15 protein-coding genes and 1 rRNA gene are annotated in these 15,343 nt (G+C 66.0%); 13 read left to right on the forward strand and 3 right to left on the reverse strand.

Annotation, left to right across the window (positions count from 1 at the left end):
* A 5S ribosomal RNA gene (gene rrf / locus CV023_RS00005) occupies nucleotides 1–118 on the forward strand; the annotation flags it as partial.
* A 185-nt stretch (nucleotides 119–303) separates the two neighbouring features.
* On the opposite strand, the gene CV023_RS00010 is transcribed toward rrf, so the two are convergent.
* Complete coding sequence (locus CV023_RS00010) at nucleotides 304–957, reverse strand: GNAT family N-acetyltransferase (RefSeq protein ID WP_230743415.1); 654 nt, start codon at nucleotides 955–957, stop codon at nucleotides 304–306.
* A gap of 140 nt (nucleotides 958–1,097) precedes the next feature.
* Here CV023_RS00010 and gdhA point away from each other — a divergent pair, with 140 nt between their 5' ends.
* Nucleotides 1,098–2,444, forward strand: coding sequence for an NADP-specific glutamate dehydrogenase (gene gdhA / locus CV023_RS00015; RefSeq protein ID WP_230743416.1), 1,347 nt, complete (start codon nucleotides 1,098–1,100; stop codon nucleotides 2,442–2,444).
* Between the two features lie 260 nt (nucleotides 2,445–2,704).
* Here the strand turns inward: gdhA and CV023_RS00020 are convergent, their stop codons facing one another.
* Nucleotides 2,705–3,220, reverse strand: a complete 516-nt coding sequence (locus tag CV023_RS00020; RefSeq protein WP_230743417.1) for a flavin reductase family protein — start codon at nucleotides 3,218–3,220, stop codon at nucleotides 2,705–2,707.
* 31 nt (nucleotides 3,221–3,251) lie between these two features.
* Between CV023_RS00020 and CV023_RS00025 the strand changes: the two genes are divergently transcribed.
* Both CV023_RS00025 and CV023_RS00030 read left to right on the forward strand, forming a co-directional pair.
* Nucleotides 3,252–3,506: a DUF3039 domain-containing protein gene (locus CV023_RS00025; RefSeq protein WP_230743418.1), complete on the forward strand. Its 255-nt coding sequence runs from the start codon at nucleotides 3,252–3,254 to the stop codon at nucleotides 3,504–3,506.
* On the forward strand, nucleotides 3,507–5,291 hold the full coding sequence (locus CV023_RS00030) for a DEAD/DEAH box helicase (protein ID WP_230743419.1): 1,785 nt from the start codon (nucleotides 3,507–3,509) through the stop codon (nucleotides 5,289–5,291).
* Nucleotides 5,292–5,345: 54 nt separating this feature from the next.
* On the opposite strand, the gene CV023_RS00035 is transcribed toward CV023_RS00030, so the two are convergent.
* Entirely contained in the window at nucleotides 5,346–6,665 is a 1,320-nt protein-coding gene (locus tag CV023_RS00035; RefSeq protein ID WP_230743420.1) for a nicotinate phosphoribosyltransferase, read from the reverse strand.
* A gap of 52 nt (nucleotides 6,666–6,717) precedes the next feature.
* Between CV023_RS00035 and clpS the strand changes: the two genes are divergently transcribed.
* The 9 genes from clpS to CV023_RS00080 all read left to right on the forward strand — a co-directional run bounded on the left by clpS (nucleotide 6,718) and on the right by CV023_RS00080 (nucleotide 15,318).
* Nucleotides 6,718–7,023, forward strand: a complete 306-nt coding sequence (clpS, locus tag CV023_RS00040) for an ATP-dependent Clp protease adapter ClpS (RefSeq protein ID WP_230743421.1) — start codon at nucleotides 6,718–6,720, stop codon at nucleotides 7,021–7,023.
* A gap of 3 nt (nucleotides 7,024–7,026) precedes the next feature.
* The gene (locus CV023_RS00045; RefSeq protein ID WP_230743422.1) at nucleotides 7,027–7,611 is read left to right on the forward strand and encodes a DUF2017 family protein; all 585 of its coding nucleotides are present in this window, start codon (nucleotides 7,027–7,029) and stop codon (nucleotides 7,609–7,611) included.
* Nucleotides 7,608–8,429, forward strand: coding sequence for an MBL fold metallo-hydrolase (locus CV023_RS00050; protein ID WP_230743423.1), 822 nt, complete (start codon nucleotides 7,608–7,610; stop codon nucleotides 8,427–8,429). The genes CV023_RS00045 and CV023_RS00050 overlap by 4 nt, the downstream gene beginning before the upstream one ends.
* A 73-nt stretch (nucleotides 8,430–8,502) precedes the next feature.
* The gene (rph, locus tag CV023_RS00055; RefSeq protein ID WP_230743424.1) at nucleotides 8,503–9,225 is read left to right on the forward strand and encodes a ribonuclease PH; all 723 of its coding nucleotides are present in this window, start codon (nucleotides 8,503–8,505) and stop codon (nucleotides 9,223–9,225) included.
* Nucleotides 9,222–9,827, forward strand: a complete 606-nt coding sequence (gene rdgB / locus CV023_RS00060; RefSeq protein ID WP_230743425.1) for an RdgB/HAM1 family non-canonical purine NTP pyrophosphatase — start codon at nucleotides 9,222–9,224, stop codon at nucleotides 9,825–9,827. The genes rph and rdgB overlap by 4 nt, the downstream gene beginning before the upstream one ends.
* A 187-nt stretch (nucleotides 9,828–10,014) precedes the next feature.
* On the forward strand, nucleotides 10,015–11,520 hold the full coding sequence (locus CV023_RS00065) for an ABC transporter substrate-binding protein (RefSeq protein ID WP_230743426.1): 1,506 nt from the start codon (nucleotides 10,015–10,017) through the stop codon (nucleotides 11,518–11,520).
* 12 nt (nucleotides 11,521–11,532) lie between these two features.
* On the forward strand, nucleotides 11,533–12,480 hold the full coding sequence (locus CV023_RS00070; protein ID WP_230743427.1) for an ABC transporter permease: 948 nt from the start codon (nucleotides 11,533–11,535) through the stop codon (nucleotides 12,478–12,480).
* A complete protein-coding gene (locus CV023_RS00075; RefSeq protein ID WP_230743428.1) occupies nucleotides 12,477–13,433 on the forward strand; it encodes an ABC transporter permease in 957 nt (318 codons plus the stop codon). Before CV023_RS00070 ends, CV023_RS00075 begins: the two co-directional genes overlap by 4 nt.
* The gene (locus CV023_RS00080) at nucleotides 13,426–15,318 is read left to right on the forward strand and encodes a dipeptide ABC transporter ATP-binding protein (RefSeq protein ID WP_230743429.1); all 1,893 of its coding nucleotides are present in this window, start codon (nucleotides 13,426–13,428) and stop codon (nucleotides 15,316–15,318) included. The genes CV023_RS00075 and CV023_RS00080 overlap by 8 nt, the downstream gene beginning before the upstream one ends.
* The last annotated feature ends 25 nt before the right edge of the window (nucleotides 15,319–15,343 follow it).

The following is a 15,343-nucleotide window of genomic DNA, read 5'->3' on the forward strand; positions in this document are numbered from 1 at the left end:
CGGTGGTGATAGTGGTGGGGAAACGCCCGGTTAACCGTTCCGATCCCGGTAGCTAAGCCCATTTCATGCTGATGGTACTGCAACTTGGTGGTTGTGGGAGAGTAGGTGACTGCCGCAATATTTTTTGATGGGGAGGGTGTCTCGCATTTGGTTGCGAGGCACCCTCCCTTTCTTGCATTCACAGGTCGTTTCCCGTCGATGGCCTTGCCTGCACCGATTGTTCGCCTAACTCCGAGCAGAATCAGGCCCGACTCTGCTCGAAGATGGCCAAACAATCGCAGTGAGGGCGGTTCTCGCCGCTGCTCACGACTCGGTGAGCCCGATGAAACGACGGAACACCTCGGCGCCTTCGACGGATATCTTATCTTCGTCCTCCGTGAGAGCGGCAGCGTCGAGGACCATGCCATGCTCCGTGCGGGCCCGGCCGTCCTGGGCGACGGCTCTGTGCCCACCGTTGGGGGCGTAGCCGAGCTTCTCGGATACACGACGACTGGCCTCATTCCCGTCGAAATAGGCAGTCTCGAATCGTGCGGCCGAGAATTCCTCAGCGAAGGCTCGGACCACCGCGGCCCTCATCCTCGTCCCGATGCCGTGCCCCTGTTCCTGTCGGGCCAGCCAAGATCCGGTGGTCACTGTGCGCGTCTTGAGGTAATCCTTCGCGCTTACCCCTTGCACCCCGACGACCCGTCCGGAGGCCCTGACAGCGAATTCGACGGTCCAGTCCTCAGGTGTGAATTTGGCACGCGTCGACCATTGGTACTGGGCGATGGACCGGGCAATCGAGACATCGTTCCCGGTATCCCAGTCGACGAGGAATGCTTGCACTCCGTCTCGGCGGACCCCGCCTCGCGCGATCTCAGCCAGCTCCGGATAGTCGGATTCTCTGATCGGGGACAGTTCGATGTCGCCCGAGCGGATGGTCAGGGCGAACGGCGGCCAGATTTCATGGAGATCCATGGCCCGATATTAGACGATGACGCTTCGCAGCGGCACGGATAGCGATTTCTGCAAGTCGCCCTGTATCCGTCAATGACCACCACACGTCCATTATCCGGTCGTTGCATCTCATAGTTTCAACATCGGGTATTTTCGTGTGCATGAGCTTACATCCTTCACTGCAGCCAATCTTCGACACCGTTCTCCATCGCAATCCCGGAGAGTCGGAGTTTCACCAAGCGGTACAGGAAGTTCTTCACTCCTTGGGTCCCGTCGTCGACAAGCACCCCGAGTATCTGGAGCTCTCCGCTTTCGAGCGCCTGTGCGAACCGGAACGGCAGATCATCTTCCGGGTCCCCTGGATCGATGACGCCGGCGTCGTCCAGATTAACCGTGCCTTCCGCGTGCAATTCAACTCCGCACTCGGACCCTATAAGGGCGGTCTGCGCTTCCACCCCTCGGTCAACCTCGGCATCGTGAAGTTCCTCGGCTTCGAGCAGATCTTCAAGAACGCGATCACCGGCCTGCCCATCGGCGGCGGCAAGGGCGGCTCCGACTTCGATCCGAAGGGCCGCAGCGATCAGGAAGTCATGCGCTTCTGCCAGTCATTCATGACCGAACTCTACCGACACATCGGCGAGTACCGCGACGTCCCCGCTGGCGACATCGGTGTCGGCGGACGCGAGATCGGCTACCTGTTCGGCCAGTACAAGAGACTGACGAACTCCTACGAAGCCGGAGTGCTGACCGGAAAGGGTCTATCTTACGGCGGTTCGATGGTCCGCACCGAAGCCACCGGCTACGGTGTGGTCTACTTCCTCAAGGACATGCTGGCCGCGGCGAAGAAGAACCTTGACGGACGCACCGTGTCCATCTCCGGATCCGGAAACGTCGCTGTCTTCGCAGCTGAGAAGGTCGAGGCATTCGGCGGCACGGTCATCACCCTGTCCGATTCCTCCGGATACATCCACGATCCCGACGGCATCGACACCGAGATCGTCAAGCGCATCAAGTTCGAAGAGCGCGGGCGGATCTCCGAGTACGTCGCACAGCGCGGAGGACGCGCCTCGTACCACGAGGGCGGAAACGTCTGGAGCGTCGAGGTCGATGTGGCGCTGCCCTGTGCGACCCAGAACGAACTCGACGGCGACTCCGCGAAGGCTCTCGTGTCCAACGGAGTCATCGCGCTGGCTGAGGGTGCGAACATGCCCTGCACTCCGGAGGCCGTGAAGATCTTCTCCGACGCCGGCGTCCTCTTCGCCCCGGGCAAGGCCGCCAACGCCGGGGGAGTGGCCACCAGTGCTCTCGAGATGCAGCAGAACGCCAGTCGCGACTCCTGGGACTTCGACTTCACCGAAGCCCGCCTCGCCGAGATCATGGGCGATGTCCACGACAGCTGCGCGGCCGCAGCCGATGAGTTCGGCTCGCCCGGCGACTACGTGGCCGGAGCGAACATCGCAGGCTTCATCCGCGTCTCCGAGGCCATGCTGGCCCAGGGCGTCGTGTGAGCCTGCGCACCGCTGATTGAATCAGAATCCAGCAGATTCAGGTTCAGTCAGACTCAGGTTCAAGACGGGTTGATTCAGGTTCGATCAGATTCAGGGTCCATCGCCTGATCCGCAGCATCCTCCGGGATGCGCAGATCAGAGCGGTGGGCCCTGAACTCATTCACTAACTCATTCACTAACTCATTCACTGTCGAGTCAGCGCGCAGTCGAGTCAGCCGCGCAGTCGAGTCCGCGCACTGTCGAGTCCTCGCACTGTGGAATCAGCGCGGACCGATCGTGCCGTATCCCTTGCGCCAGCGCAGCAGCGGTCGGCTCGTCCCCGCCCTCTCACCGGCACCCTGGGAGATGACTTCGCCGACCACGAGGTTGTGGGTGGCCACCTCGAGCACCTCGGTGGTGCGCAGCTCGAACCAGGCGATCGCCTCGGCGAGCACCGGCTGCCCGGCCTGCGGCGCGGGAAAGGTGTCGATGCCCTTGAGCGAGCCGTAGAGGGGCTGGCCCGGCGCGCCCAGGCGCTCAGAGATGTCCCGTTGGGAGGAATTCAGCAGCGAAATCGCGAAATATTCGCTCGTCTCCAGGGTCTCCATCATCCGCGAACCGCTGTAGATGCTCACCGCCATGGTCGGGGGATCATAGGAGACATCGAGGAACGAGTCGACTGTGATCGCATGCAGGGCGCTGCCGCGCTTCGCCGACACCACCGCCACGGCGGCTGCGATGTCGTCGCTGAGCTCGCGATAGCGCTCTGTGAGGGAATCCTCGTGAGTTCGGTCCATGACACTCATTCTAGGCAACTACAATGGAGCCATGACCTATCCAGCTTCAGGCGGTTCAGCAACGATCGAACGCGAGCAGTCCGAGCAGCTTGTCGAACCCGGAGACCATGAACGCTTCAGCCACTATGCGCCGAAGGACAAGATCATGGAGTCCATGGTGACAGGGACTCCACTCATCGCCCTGTGCGGGAAGGTCTGGGTGCCCACCCGCGATCCGGAGCGGTTCCCGATCTGCCCGAAGTGCAAAGAGATCTACGCCTCGATGTCTGAAGGACCCAAGGAGTAGATGTCCGCGGAACGTCTCCCAGGGACCTCCGCTGCTGAACAGCTTCCACCGGCTTTCCCCGAACGTGCGGCGTGGGGAACGGCCGGAAAGCTGCGTGCGTGGCAGGCTGAGGCTCTCGATCTGTACTTTGAGCAGCAGCCGAAGGACTTCCTCGCAGTGGCGACCCCCGGAGCGGGAAAGACCACCTTCGCGCTCCGCCTCGCGGCCGAACTTCTGGCACAGCGGGTCGTCAACAGAATCACCGTGGTCGCCCCCACCGAACACCTCAAGGTGCAGTGGGCCGACTCGGCTGCCCGCGTCGGCATCAGACTCGATCCGCACTTCAAGAACTCACAGGGCAAGCACGCCCCCGGGTTCCACGGCGTCGCCCTGACCTATGCCCAGGTGGCGGCCAAACCCGTCCTCCACCACAATCGCACCGCGGCCGGTCGCACCCTCGTCATCCTCGATGAGGTCCATCACGGCGGCGACGCCCTGTCCTGGGGCGACGCCGTACGGGAGGCCTTCGGCCCGGCCGTTCGCCGACTCTCCCTGACCGGTACGCCGTTCCGCTCGGACACCTCGCCGATCCCGTTCGTCACCTATGCGCCGGACGAGAACGGGATCCGCACCTCGGTGGCGGACTACTCCTATGGATACGGACGAGCCCTGAAGGACTCCGTCGTCCGCCCCGTGCTCTTCCTCGCCTACGCCGGCGCCATGTCCTGGCGGACGAAGGCCGGTGACGAGATGTCCCACGTCCTCGGCGAGGAGACGACGAAGGACATCAACGCCCAGGCATGGCGGACCGCCCTCGACCCGAAGGGCGACTGGATCCCCGCCGTGCTCAAGGCCGCGGACCTCCGGCTGACCGAGGTGCGACGCACCGTTAATGACGCCGGCGGACTCGTCATCGCCACCGATCAGGAGTCCGCCCGCGCCTACGCGAAGCGCCTGCACGAGATCACCGGCGAGAAGCCGACCGTCGTACTCTCCGACGAAGTCGGTGCCTCCGAGCGGATCGAGAAGTTCCAGAACTCGACCGACCGGTGGATGGTCGCCGTCCGGATGGTCTCCGAAGGCGTCGACGTGCCCCGACTGTGCGTTGGGGTCTACGCGACCTCCTCGTCGACCCCGCTGTTCTTCGCCCAGGCCATCGGACGTTTCGTCCGTGCCCGCAAACGCGGAGAGACCGCCTCGGTGTTCCTGCCCTCCGTGCCGATCCTGCTGGCCCTGGCCAACACGATGGAGGTCGAACGCGACCACGCGCTCGACCGCCCGAAGAACGAGGACGAGAACGATGTCGTCGTCTTCGACGAACAGGCCATGGAGCAGGCCAACCGGAGCGAAGGCGCCTCGGCTGACCAGCTCGGCTCCTTCGAAGCCCTCGGCGCCGAAGCCCTGTTCGACCGGGTGCTCTTCGACGGCGGCGAATTCGGCACCGGCGGAGCGATCGGCTCCGAAGACGAACTCGACTTCATCGGCATCCCCGGCCTGCTCGAACCCGACCAGGTCCACGAACTCCTGCGTACCCAGCAGGCCAGGCAGGCCCAGCGGAAGACCGCAGCGGCACCGCCGGCGCCCGAAGTCGAGACGAGCGAACTCGACCACCGGGCGATGAAGGAGGAGCGCAATCAGCTCCAGAGCCTCGTCGGGGCCTGGTCGAGGCGGACGGGTACGCCGCACAAGACCGTCCACGTCGAACTCCGCAAAGCCTGCGGCGGTCCGGCCGTCGCCCAAGCCACCCGGGAACAGATCCAGGCGAGGATCGCCAAGCTGCAGGGCTGGTTCGTCGGCAAGAAGTGAGAGCCGGGCGCCGGAGTTCTCCGTCCCGGGCAGTGTCAGCCGCGGGAAGAGCCCTCAGCCCTGGTAGAACACGGTCGGAATCGCCGGTTCCCCGTCCTGCAGCCGCCGCGCCGATCGCGGCAACTCGGCCAGGGACTCATCGTGCCTGGCACACGCCTTCGTCACGCCGTCGGGTCCGATGAACGAGTCGTCGATCTCCCCGTTGACGACGAGGTCGACGCTCAGGGCGCGACCGTCACCGAGATCGTCGGGCAGGGTGGGAATTCCGACGGCCTCTTCGACGGCGATGGCCCCATCGATGATCCGCAGAGCGTCCTTGTGCCCGCCGCGGGAGGGCTTGCCCGTCGAATTCTTCGCCACCGCGGTCCACGTTCCCGCTTCGTCGGCGCGGGCGACCAGTTTGTACACCAGCCCCGCCGCCGGGGCACCCGAACCCGTGACCACGCGGGTGCCGACCCCATAGGAGTCGACGGGGGAGGCTGCCAGCGCCGCGATCGCGTATTCGTCGAGATCGCTGGTCACGGTGATGGTGGTGTCATGGGCGCCGAGGCGGTCGAGGCCGGCTCGGACCTCACTGGCCTGTTCGACGAGGTCGCCCGAGTCGATGCGCACCCCGCCCAGCCGATTGCCGGCGAGATCGATAGCGGTCGCCAGCGCCTCCTCGACGTCGTAGGTGTCGAGCAGAAGGGTGGTGTCGGTGCCGAGTGACTTCAGCTGCGCGGCGAAGGCCTCCCGCTCCGAGTCATGGAGGAGGGTGAAGGAATGGGCGGAGGTGCCTATCGTGCGCAGCCCGTACTTGAGTCCCGCTGCGAGATTCGAGGTGGAGGCGAAACCGCCGATCACAGCGGCCCGCGCCGCCGCGACGGCGGCGTGCTCGTTCGTCCGTCGCCCGCCCATCTCCGCGCAGGGCCGGTCGCCGGCCGCCTGCGCCATGCGAGAGGCCGCCGAGGCGACCGCGCAGTCGTAGTTCATCGCTGAGAGGATGAGCGTTTCGAGGATGACGCCCTCGGCGAAGTTCGCCTCGATCGTGAGCAGCGGGGAACCCGGGAAGTAGATCTCGCCCTCGGCATATCCGCGGATGGTGCCCGAGAACGAGTAGTTCGCGAGCCAGTCGATGGTCCGCGCATCGACGATCTGCTCCCGGCTGAGGTAGGACAGCTCCGCATCGTCGAAGCGGAAGTCCCTGATCATCTCGAGGATCCGACCGGTGCCGGCGACGACTCCGTAGCGGCGACCGGCGGGCAGGCTGCGACCGAAGACTTCGAACAGGCTCCTGCGGTGAGCGGCGCCCGATTCCAAGGCGGCCTGCACCATTGTCAATTCGTACTGATCGGTGAAGAAGGCAGTCGAATCAGCGCGTGTGAGATCACTCATAGGCGCGATCTTACGTCACGACAGCGTCTGTGTTCTGCCGTAAGCTGGAAAGGTGAGCAATCCAACGACACCAGTTCTGGAGCCGGAGGTCGACGTCCGGCCTGCGGAGGATCTGGCCAAGCCCTGGAAGACCGTAGTCTTCAACGACCCGGTCAATCTCATGAGCTATGTCAGCTACGTATTCCAGAGCTACTTCGGGTACTCCACCGAGAAGTCCCACGCGCTCATGCTCGAAGTCCACGAGAAGGGCCGGTCCGTGGTCGCCACGGGAGGGCGCGAAGCCATGGAGCGCGACACCCAAGCGATGCACGAGTTCGGTCTGTGGGCCGCGTGCCAACCCGAAACAGGATCCGACTGACACATGGCAGCCATTGACGCTCGAGGGGACGATGTCGTCCTCAAGCTCGAGGACAACGAACGTTCCCTCATGCTCACCGTCTTCTCCGACCTCGCGGCACTGCTCTCCGAAGGACAGGAGGGCACCGAGGGCGACGACCGTCCCGACTCGGAGAACTGGGAGGCGCGGCTCGGCCTCGTCGAGCGTCCGCGCCCCGAGGACCCGGCCCTGCTGCGGCTGTTCCCCGATGTCGACCCTGAGGACGCCGAACGCTCCGAGGAGTTCCGACGGCTCACCGAGTTCGACCTCAAACAGGCCAAGGCCCACAATGTGCGCATCGTGATGACAGGTCTGGGCCGAGGCGAGTCGATCACCCTCAGCCGCGATGAAGTGCTCGCCTGGATGAAGGGCCTCAACGATCTGCGTCTCGTCCTCGCCGTCCGCCTCGGCATCGACACCGAAGAGACGCAGGAGGCGATGTACGCCAACCGGGCGGACCTCGGGGAGTCCGAAGAGCTGACCCTGACCCTCTACGACTTCTTGACCTGGATCCAGGATCGACTGACGACGACCCTGCTCGAGGGAATGCAGGACGGGGAGGAACGATGAAGCTCACCGCCATCGGCACCTCCGGATCCTTTCCCGGACCGAACTCCGCCGCCAGCTGCTACCTCATCGAAACCGACGAGGAATCGCCGACCCGCATCGTTCTCGACCTCGGGTCGGGCGCGCTCAGCCCGCTCCAGGCCGTCATCGACACGGATGCGCTGGACGCGGTCGTGCTCAGCCACCTCCATCCCGATCACTGCATGGACATGACCGGTCTCTACGTCAAGCGCTGCTTCGACCCGAGATTCTTCAACGGAGACATCACCGACACCGGGACGATCCGCACCCGCACCCCCGTCTACGCACCGGCCGGCGCGCAGGAGAGACTGACCCGGGCCTACTACACGGACCCGGGCAAGTCCCCGGTCGCCAACGGCGGCGACGACTCGGACCTGTCCCATGCCTTCGAATTCTTCGACATCGACCACGGGGACAGCCACCAGATCGGCAGTCTGCGGGTCGAGAGCTTCCTCGTCGACCACCCCGTCGAGGCCTATGCACTGCGCATCACCGACGTCCAGGGCCACGTCATCACCTATTCCGGTGACAGCGACGAATGCGAGAACCTCGTCGAGGCCGCACGGGGCGCCGACCTGTTCCTCTGCGAAGCCGCCTTCCAGGAGGACCGCGACACCGCCCGCGGCATCCACCTGACCGGCCGACGCGCCGGACGTGTCGCCCAGACCGCCGAGGCGGCAGCGCTCGTGCTCACCCACATTCCGTCCTGGACCGACTGCTCGATCGTCCGCGGCGAGGCCGCCGGCGAATACCGGGGACCGATCGAGCTCGCCAAGCCCGGGGCCAGCTGGACCCTCTGACTCAGGGCCCGGAGTCTCAGAGTCAGACGATCCGGCACGAATCCAATCAACCGAGAATCGAAAGAGGCAGACAGTGCGCGCAGATGGACGCAAGGCCGATGAACTCCGCGAAGTGACGATCACCCGCAACTGGATCAACACCGCCGAAGGCTCCGCGCTCGTGGAGTTCGGCAACACCCGTGTGCTCTGCGCGGCCTCACTGACCGCCGGTGTGCCCCGGTGGCTCAAAGGTCAGGGACGCGGCTGGGTGACCGCCGAATACGCGATGCTCCCGCGCGCCACCGACTCCCGCAACACCCGCGAGTCCGTCAAGGGCAAGCTCGGTGGGCGCACCCACGAGATCTCCCGGCTCATCGGCCGCAGCCTGCGTGCGATCATCGATCTCGACAAGCTCGGAGAGAACACGCTCGTCCTCGACTGCGATGTCCTCCAGGCCGACGGCGGGACTCGGACCGCCTCGATCACCGGGGCCTATGTGGCGCTGGCCGACGCCATCGACAAGGGACGTTCGACCGGCATCATCCCCGCCGCGCACAACCCGATCACCGATTCGATCGCGGCGATCAGCGTCGGCATCGTGGGCGGCGAACCGGTCCTCGACCTGCCCTATGTCGAGGATTCGACGGCCGAGACCGATATGAACGTTGTGATGACCGGCTCCGGGAAGTTCGTCGAGGTCCAGGGCACCGCCGAAGGCGCACCCTTCGACCGGGACGAACTCGGCGCGCTGCTCGACCTCGCGGCCAAGGGCTGCACCGATCTCACCGCCATCCAGTCCGAGGTCCTGGCCCGATGACCGCCTTCGTCCTCGCCACCCACAACGAGGGGAAGAAGCGCGAACTCCTCGCCATCCTGACCCCCGCCCTCGGCGCAGGCACCGAGGTGAGGACCGCCGGCGAGATGGGACTCGGAGACGTTCCGGAGACCGGAGTGACTTTCGCCGAGAACGCCCTGATCAAGGCCCGTGCCGCGGCCGCGGGAACCGGTCTCACGGCCATCGCCGATGATTCGGGTATCGCCGTCGACGTGCTCGGCGGGGCTCCCGGCATCTTCTCTGCCCGCTGGTCGGGTCGGCACGGCGACGATCGAGCCAACCTCGACCTGCTCCTGGCGCAGCTCTCCGACATCGCCGCCGAACACCGTGGGGCCCAGTTCCGCTGCGCCGCGGCCGCCGTGACCGCCGACGGACGCGAGTTCACCGCCGAGGGCGTCATGCCCGGGCGCCTCGCCACCGCCCCGGCCGGAGAGAACGGATTCGGCTATGATCCGATCTTCGTCCCCGAGGGCTCCGAGCTCAGCGCCGCCGAGATGAGCGCGGAGGAGAAGAACTCCCGCTCCCACCGCAGGGTCGCCTTCGACAAGCTCGCCGCGATCCTCGCCGAACAGTCGGGACTCTGAAGCCGGGCCTCAGGGCAGGGGGCGCCGCCTCAGGGCAGGGGATGCCGCCTCCGGCCGCCATGTGAACAGGACCGCCTCGTCTGCTGAGATCTTCGGTTAGACTCTGACCATGCCCGGTGACGAACTCGTTCACCGTGGTCAGAGGGCTCAGGATCCCCGCTGCGGGACCGGCGAAACGAGGAGAGCGATGAAGACTCCGCGCATCATGGCGTGGGTGGCGGCAGCAGCCGCCACAAGCCTGTTCCTGACGGCCTGCTCGGCGGGGGCTTCGGACTCCGGTGAGGATGCTGCGAAGAAGGATTCGATGACGATCGCGTTCACCGCCGAACCCGTCAACCTCGACTTCACCTCCACCTCGGGCGTCGCGATTCCCGAAGCCCTGATGGAGAACGTCTACGAATCGCTCGTCCGCGTCGACGGCGAAGGCGGGATCCAACCGGCGCTGGCCGAGGATTGGGACGTCTCCGACGACCGCAAGACCTACACCTTCCACCTGCAGGAAGGCGTGAAATTCTCCAACGGCGCCGATCTCACCAGCGAGGACGTGAAGTTCTCCTACGAACGGGTGCAGAAGGACTGGAAGAACGCGCTGAAGTCGAAGATGGACATCGTCGGCTCCATCGACACCCCCGATGACGCCACCGTCGAGATCACGCTGAAGAAGCCCTCGAACACCTGGCTGTTCAACCTCACCAGCCTCGTCGGCGCGGTCTTCGACACCGAGGGCACCGGCGACCTGGCCAATGAGGCCATCGGCACCGGACCCTTCGAGATCGAGAAGTTCAGCCGCGGCCAGTCCATCGACTTCACCGCCAGAGACGATTACTGGGGCGAAGCGCCTGCAGTCCAGAACGTCCAGTTCAAATACTTCAAGGATGCCGTCTCCGCCTCGAACGCGCTGAAGTCCGGTGAGATCGACGTGGTCTCGAACCTCCAGGCCCCCGAACTCGCCGGAGAGTTCCAGAGCAGCGACTATCAGATCGTCTCCGGGACTACGAACGGCGAGGTCGTGCTGTCGATGAACAATGCCGAGGGCATCTTCAAGGACAAGGCGGCCCGAGAAGCGGTCATGCACGCCATCGACCGCAAGGCCGTGCTCGACACCGCCTGGGCCGGCTACGGGGAGCTCATCGGGTCGATGGTCCCGCCGACCGATCCCTACTACGAAGACCTCACCTCGGTGTGGGACTACGACCCGGAGAAGGCGAAGGAGCTCGTCAAGGAGGCGGGCATCGACGGGGAGGAATTCGCCTTCACCGTCCCCAACCTGCCCTATGCGAAGGCGATCTCCGAGATCGTGTCCTCCCAGCTCGAGGAGGTCGGACTCACTGCGAAGATCGAGACCCAGGAGTTCCCCGCGGTGTGGTTGGACAAGACCTTCACCGAACACGACTTCGACATGTCGGTGATCAACCACGCGGAACCCCGCGACATCCTCACCGTCTTCTCGAAGGACTACTACATCGGCTACGACGATGCGAAGACCGCGAAGGTCGCGGAGAAGGCCGACACCGGCACCGAGGAGGAGTACATCTCCGGGATGAAGGAGATCGCCAAGACGATCACCGAGGACGCGGCCTCTGACTTCCTGTTCCTGTTCCCGAACCTCGTCATCGCCAAGGCCGATGTCGCGGGCATCCCCGCCAACCGGGTCTCCGACGCCTTCCGGATCTCGGATCTCAGCTGGAACTGAGCGCAGCCTCCCATGCTCACCTATGTGGCCAATCGTGCGCTCCAGTTCGCACTCGCGCTCATCGTCGCCTCGGTGGTGGTCTTCGCACTCATGAGCGTCCTGCCCGGCAACGCCGCGCAGGTCGCCCTGGGCACTAACGCCACCCCTGAGGCGGTGGCCGCGCTCGAGGCCCAATACGGCCTCGACCAGCCTCCGGCCACCCGCTACCTGGGCTGGGTGACTGGGATGCTCGGCGGGGACTTCGGCACCTCCTACGTCACCGGTGCCGCCATCACCCCGGTGATCGTAGGCAGCGTCCAGGTCACGGGCATCCTCGTCGTCGCCGCGATCGCCCTGGCCATCGTCATCGCCGTGCCGCTGGGCACCTTCGCCGCCCTCGAACAGCGCAACTGGATCGGGGTGACGATCTCCGCGCTCAGTCAGATCGGCATCGCCGTCCCGAACTTCCTCGCCGCGGTCATCCTCGTCATCGTCTTCTCCCTGACCTTGGGCTGGTTTCCCTCCCAGGGCTGGATGGCCCCGATCGAAGGCTTCGGCGGATTCCTCGCTCGGCTCGTCCTGCCCGTCGTCTCCCTCGCCCTCGTCCAGGCCGCGATCCTCACCCGCTACGTGCGCTCCGCGGTCCTCGACGTGATGCGCGAAGACTATATCCGCACCGCCCGAGCCAAGGGGCTGACGAGGACCAGGGCACTGTTCGCCCACGGGCTGCGCAATGCCGCGATCCCGGTCATCACCGTCGCGGGAGTGCAGCTGGCGACCCTGCTCGTCGGCGCCGTCATCATCGAACAGATCTTCGTCATCCCCGGCATCGGCTCTGAGCTCGTCCGCGCCGTGGCCAACCGCGACCTGCTCGCGGTGCAGGGCATCGTCATGGTCCTCGTCCTCCTCGTGCTCATCATCAACCTCATCGTCGACATCCTCGTGCCCGTAGTCGACCCCCGGATCCGGAACGCCGCATGAACGAGAACCCGAGCCCCACCTCGGCGGGGGAGACGAACCCCCGCGATGCCGTCCGCGCCGATGGGATGCCCGCAGCCGGCACCACGAGGACTCCTGCCACCGGGCGCCGCGGGGGAGGACTGCGAGCGAATGCGTCGATGATCATCGGAGCGATCCTCGTCCTCCTCATCGTCCTTCTGGCGCTCGTCTCCTTCGTGTGGACCCCCTACGACCCCAGCGCCGTCGACCCCGTCGCCCGACTGCAGTCCTCGAGCCTCGAACACCCGCTGGGTACGGACAAGTTCGGGCGCGACACCCTGACCTGGGTGATGTACGGTGCCCGGATCACGCTCATGGTCGGTCTCGTCGCCGTCGGCATCGCCCTGCTCATCGGCACCCCGATCGGGATCATCGCCGCCGTCGTCGCCCAGTACCCGTGGGGCGTGTGGCTGGGAGCGGTGATCATGCGCGCCAACGACATCCTGCTGGCCTTCCCCGCGCTGCTGCTGGCGATCATCTTCGCCGCCGTCTACCAACCCGGAACCGGGCCGGCGATGGTCGCCGTCGGCATCGCCGCGATCCCCGGCTTCGCTCGCGTCGCCCGTTCGGGCACCATGCAGGTGCTCGGCTCCGAATACGTGCGCGCCGCGAAGGCCTCGAACCGCAGCGCGCCCGCCATCGCCGTCGTCCACGTGCTGCCGAACATCGCCGGCATGGTCATCGTCCAGGCCTCCGTGGCCTTCGCGATCTCCGTCCTCGCCGAGGCGGGGCTGTCCTTCCTCGGACTCGGCACCCAGGCTCCCGTCCCCTCCTGGGGGCGGATGCTGCAGGAGTCCCAGCAGTTCCTCTCCACCCACCCCGAGCTGGCGTTGTGGCCGGGACTGTTCATCGCCCTGGCCGTGCTCGGCTTCAACCTGCTCGGCGATGGTCTGCGCGACCGCTTCGACCCGAAGATGGAGGTCCGCCGTGGCTGAGCAGCTGCTCGAGATCCGCGATCTGAGCATTACCCCTGCGGGCAGTCAGACCCCGGTGCTCTCCGAGGTGTCCCTGTCGCTGGCGCCGGGGGAGCGGGTTGGCCTGATCGGCGAATCCGGTTCGGGGAAGTCACTGACCGCCTCCTCCGTCATGGGTCTGCTGCCCGAGGAGCTGCACGCCGGTGGAACCGTCAGCCTCGCCGGCTTCGAGGGCAACGTCCTCGAGGCGAAGGAATCGCGGCTGGCCCGGATGCGTTCGGACCTCGTGTCGATGGTGTTCCAGGAGCCGATGAGCGCACTCAACCCGCTCATGCGCATCGGTGACCAGATCGCCGAGGTGCTGCGCATCCACGGCGGTGCGAGCCGTGCCGAGATTCCCCGGCGGGTCCGTGACCTCCTGACGAGTGTGCACATGCCCGATCCCGACGGTGCCCGCTTCGCCTACCCGCATCAGCTCTCCGGGGGTCAGCGACAGCGCGTGATGCTCGCGATCGCCCTGGCGAACTCGCCCCGGCTGCTCATCTGCGACGAACCGACCACGGCCCTCGACGTCACCGTGCAGAAGCACATGCTCGAACTCATCGCCGAACGTGTGGATGCGGTGGAGGCCGGTCTCCTGTTCATCACTCACGACCTCGCGGTGGTCGCCGGAATCTGCGACCGGGTGATCGTGATGAACGCGGGCCGGATCGTCGAGACCGGCAGCGTGGAGGAGATCTTCACGAACCCGCGGCACGAGTACACGCGCGGACTCCTCGCCTCCTCCGACCTCGAGGCCACCGATGAGAACGGGAAGCTGTTCACGCTGCGCACGGCGCTGCGGTACTCCGGGCCGGGGGATGCGCCGGCGCCCCGGGGCAGGGCGGCGCTCGCAGCGGCCGACGGGGCGGTGTGCTCGGATGGGGCAGGACGCTCGGACTGCGCAGGACGCTCGGACTGCGCAGGACGCTCGGATGGGGCAGTGCGTTCGGACGGCGCAGCAGACGTCGTCGACCGGGTGCACCCCGGCACCACCTCGGCGTCGGGCACCGCCCCGTCGTCGGGCACCGCCCCGTCGTCGGGCACTGCCTCGGCGTCGGAACAGGGTGCGCTCATCGAGGTCACCGGGGTGACCAAGCTGTTCCGCCCACGGGGACTGCTGCTCCGGCGCAGGGCGGCGGTGCAGGCCCTGGGCGGCATCGACGTCAGCGTCGCCGCGGGCAGCCGACTGGGCATCGTCGGCGAATCCGGATCGGGCAAATCGACTCTGCTCAATATCCTCTCCGGACTCGACCGGCCCACCTCCGGACACGTGCGGGTCGGGGACATCCGCGTCGAATCGGCGAGCACCTCGGCGCTGCGGAGGCTGCGAGAGAACCTCCAGATCGTCTTCCAGGATCCCTTCGCCTCCCTCGACCCGCGGATGCGGGTGGAGGACATCGTGGCAGAGCCGCTCGTCGCTGCGGGAGTGCCCGGCGATGAACGCACCGGCCGGGTCGAGGAGATGCTGCGAGCCGTCGACCTCGACCCCTCATCGATGCGACGCTACCCGCACCAGTTCTCCGGAGGACAGCGGCAGCGGATCTCCATCGCCCGCGCCCTGGTCACCCGCCCTCGCATCCTCGTCGCCGATGAACCCGTGTCCGCACTTGACGTCTCCGTCCGTGCGCAGGTACTCAATCTGCTCACCGATCTCGTCGACGACTACGCGCTGACGCTGCTGTTCGTCTCCCACGACCTGGGCGTCGTCCGTCACCTGTGCTCCGAGGTCATCGTGATGAAGGACGGCGGAATCGTCGAAGCCGGCGCGACCGAAGACATCTACGCCGATCCCCGCGAGGACTACACCCGTAAACTCATCGCAGCCACCCCCAGCCTGGCGGGAGCACTCGCAGCGCGAACCTGACCACGCTGCGATCCCGTCGACACGA

The sequence above is a fragment of the Brevibacterium sp. CCUG 69071 genome, from assembly GCF_021023135.1.
GTDB lineage: Bacteria > Actinomycetota > Actinomycetes > Actinomycetales > Brevibacteriaceae > Brevibacterium.

Excerpts from the sequence above, each read along its gene's own strand:
- CV023_RS00045 (WP_230743422.1), top strand. The coding sequence starts at position 7,027 with ATGGCAGCCATTGACGCTCGAGGGGACGATGTCGTCCTCAAGCTCGAG.
- CV023_RS00075 (WP_230743428.1), top strand. The coding sequence starts at position 12,477 with ATGAACGAGAACCCGAGCCCCACCTCGGCGGGGGAGACGAACCCCCGC.
- CV023_RS00030 (WP_230743419.1), top strand. The coding sequence starts at position 3,507 with ATGTCCGCGGAACGTCTCCCAGGGACCTCCGCTGCTGAACAGCTTCCA.
- CV023_RS00020 (WP_230743417.1), bottom strand. The coding sequence starts at position 3,220 with ATGGACCGAACTCACGAGGATTCCCTCACAGAGCGCTATCGCGAGCTC.
- CV023_RS00010 (WP_230743415.1), bottom strand. The coding sequence starts at position 957 with ATGGATCTCCATGAAATCTGGCCGCCGTTCGCCCTGACCATCCGCTCG.
- CV023_RS00025 (WP_230743418.1), top strand. The coding sequence starts at position 3,252 with ATGACCTATCCAGCTTCAGGCGGTTCAGCAACGATCGAACGCGAGCAG.
- gdhA (WP_230743416.1), top strand. The coding sequence starts at position 1,098 with ATGAGCTTACATCCTTCACTGCAGCCAATCTTCGACACCGTTCTCCAT.
- CV023_RS00065 (WP_230743426.1), top strand. The coding sequence starts at position 10,015 with ATGAAGACTCCGCGCATCATGGCGTGGGTGGCGGCAGCAGCCGCCACA.
- rdgB (WP_230743425.1), top strand. The coding sequence starts at position 9,222 with ATGACCGCCTTCGTCCTCGCCACCCACAACGAGGGGAAGAAGCGCGAA.
- CV023_RS00070 (WP_230743427.1), top strand. The coding sequence starts at position 11,533 with ATGCTCACCTATGTGGCCAATCGTGCGCTCCAGTTCGCACTCGCGCTC.
- CV023_RS00035 (WP_230743420.1), bottom strand. The coding sequence starts at position 6,665 with ATGAGTGATCTCACACGCGCTGATTCGACTGCCTTCTTCACCGATCAG.
- CV023_RS00050 (WP_230743423.1), top strand. The coding sequence starts at position 7,608 with ATGAAGCTCACCGCCATCGGCACCTCCGGATCCTTTCCCGGACCGAAC.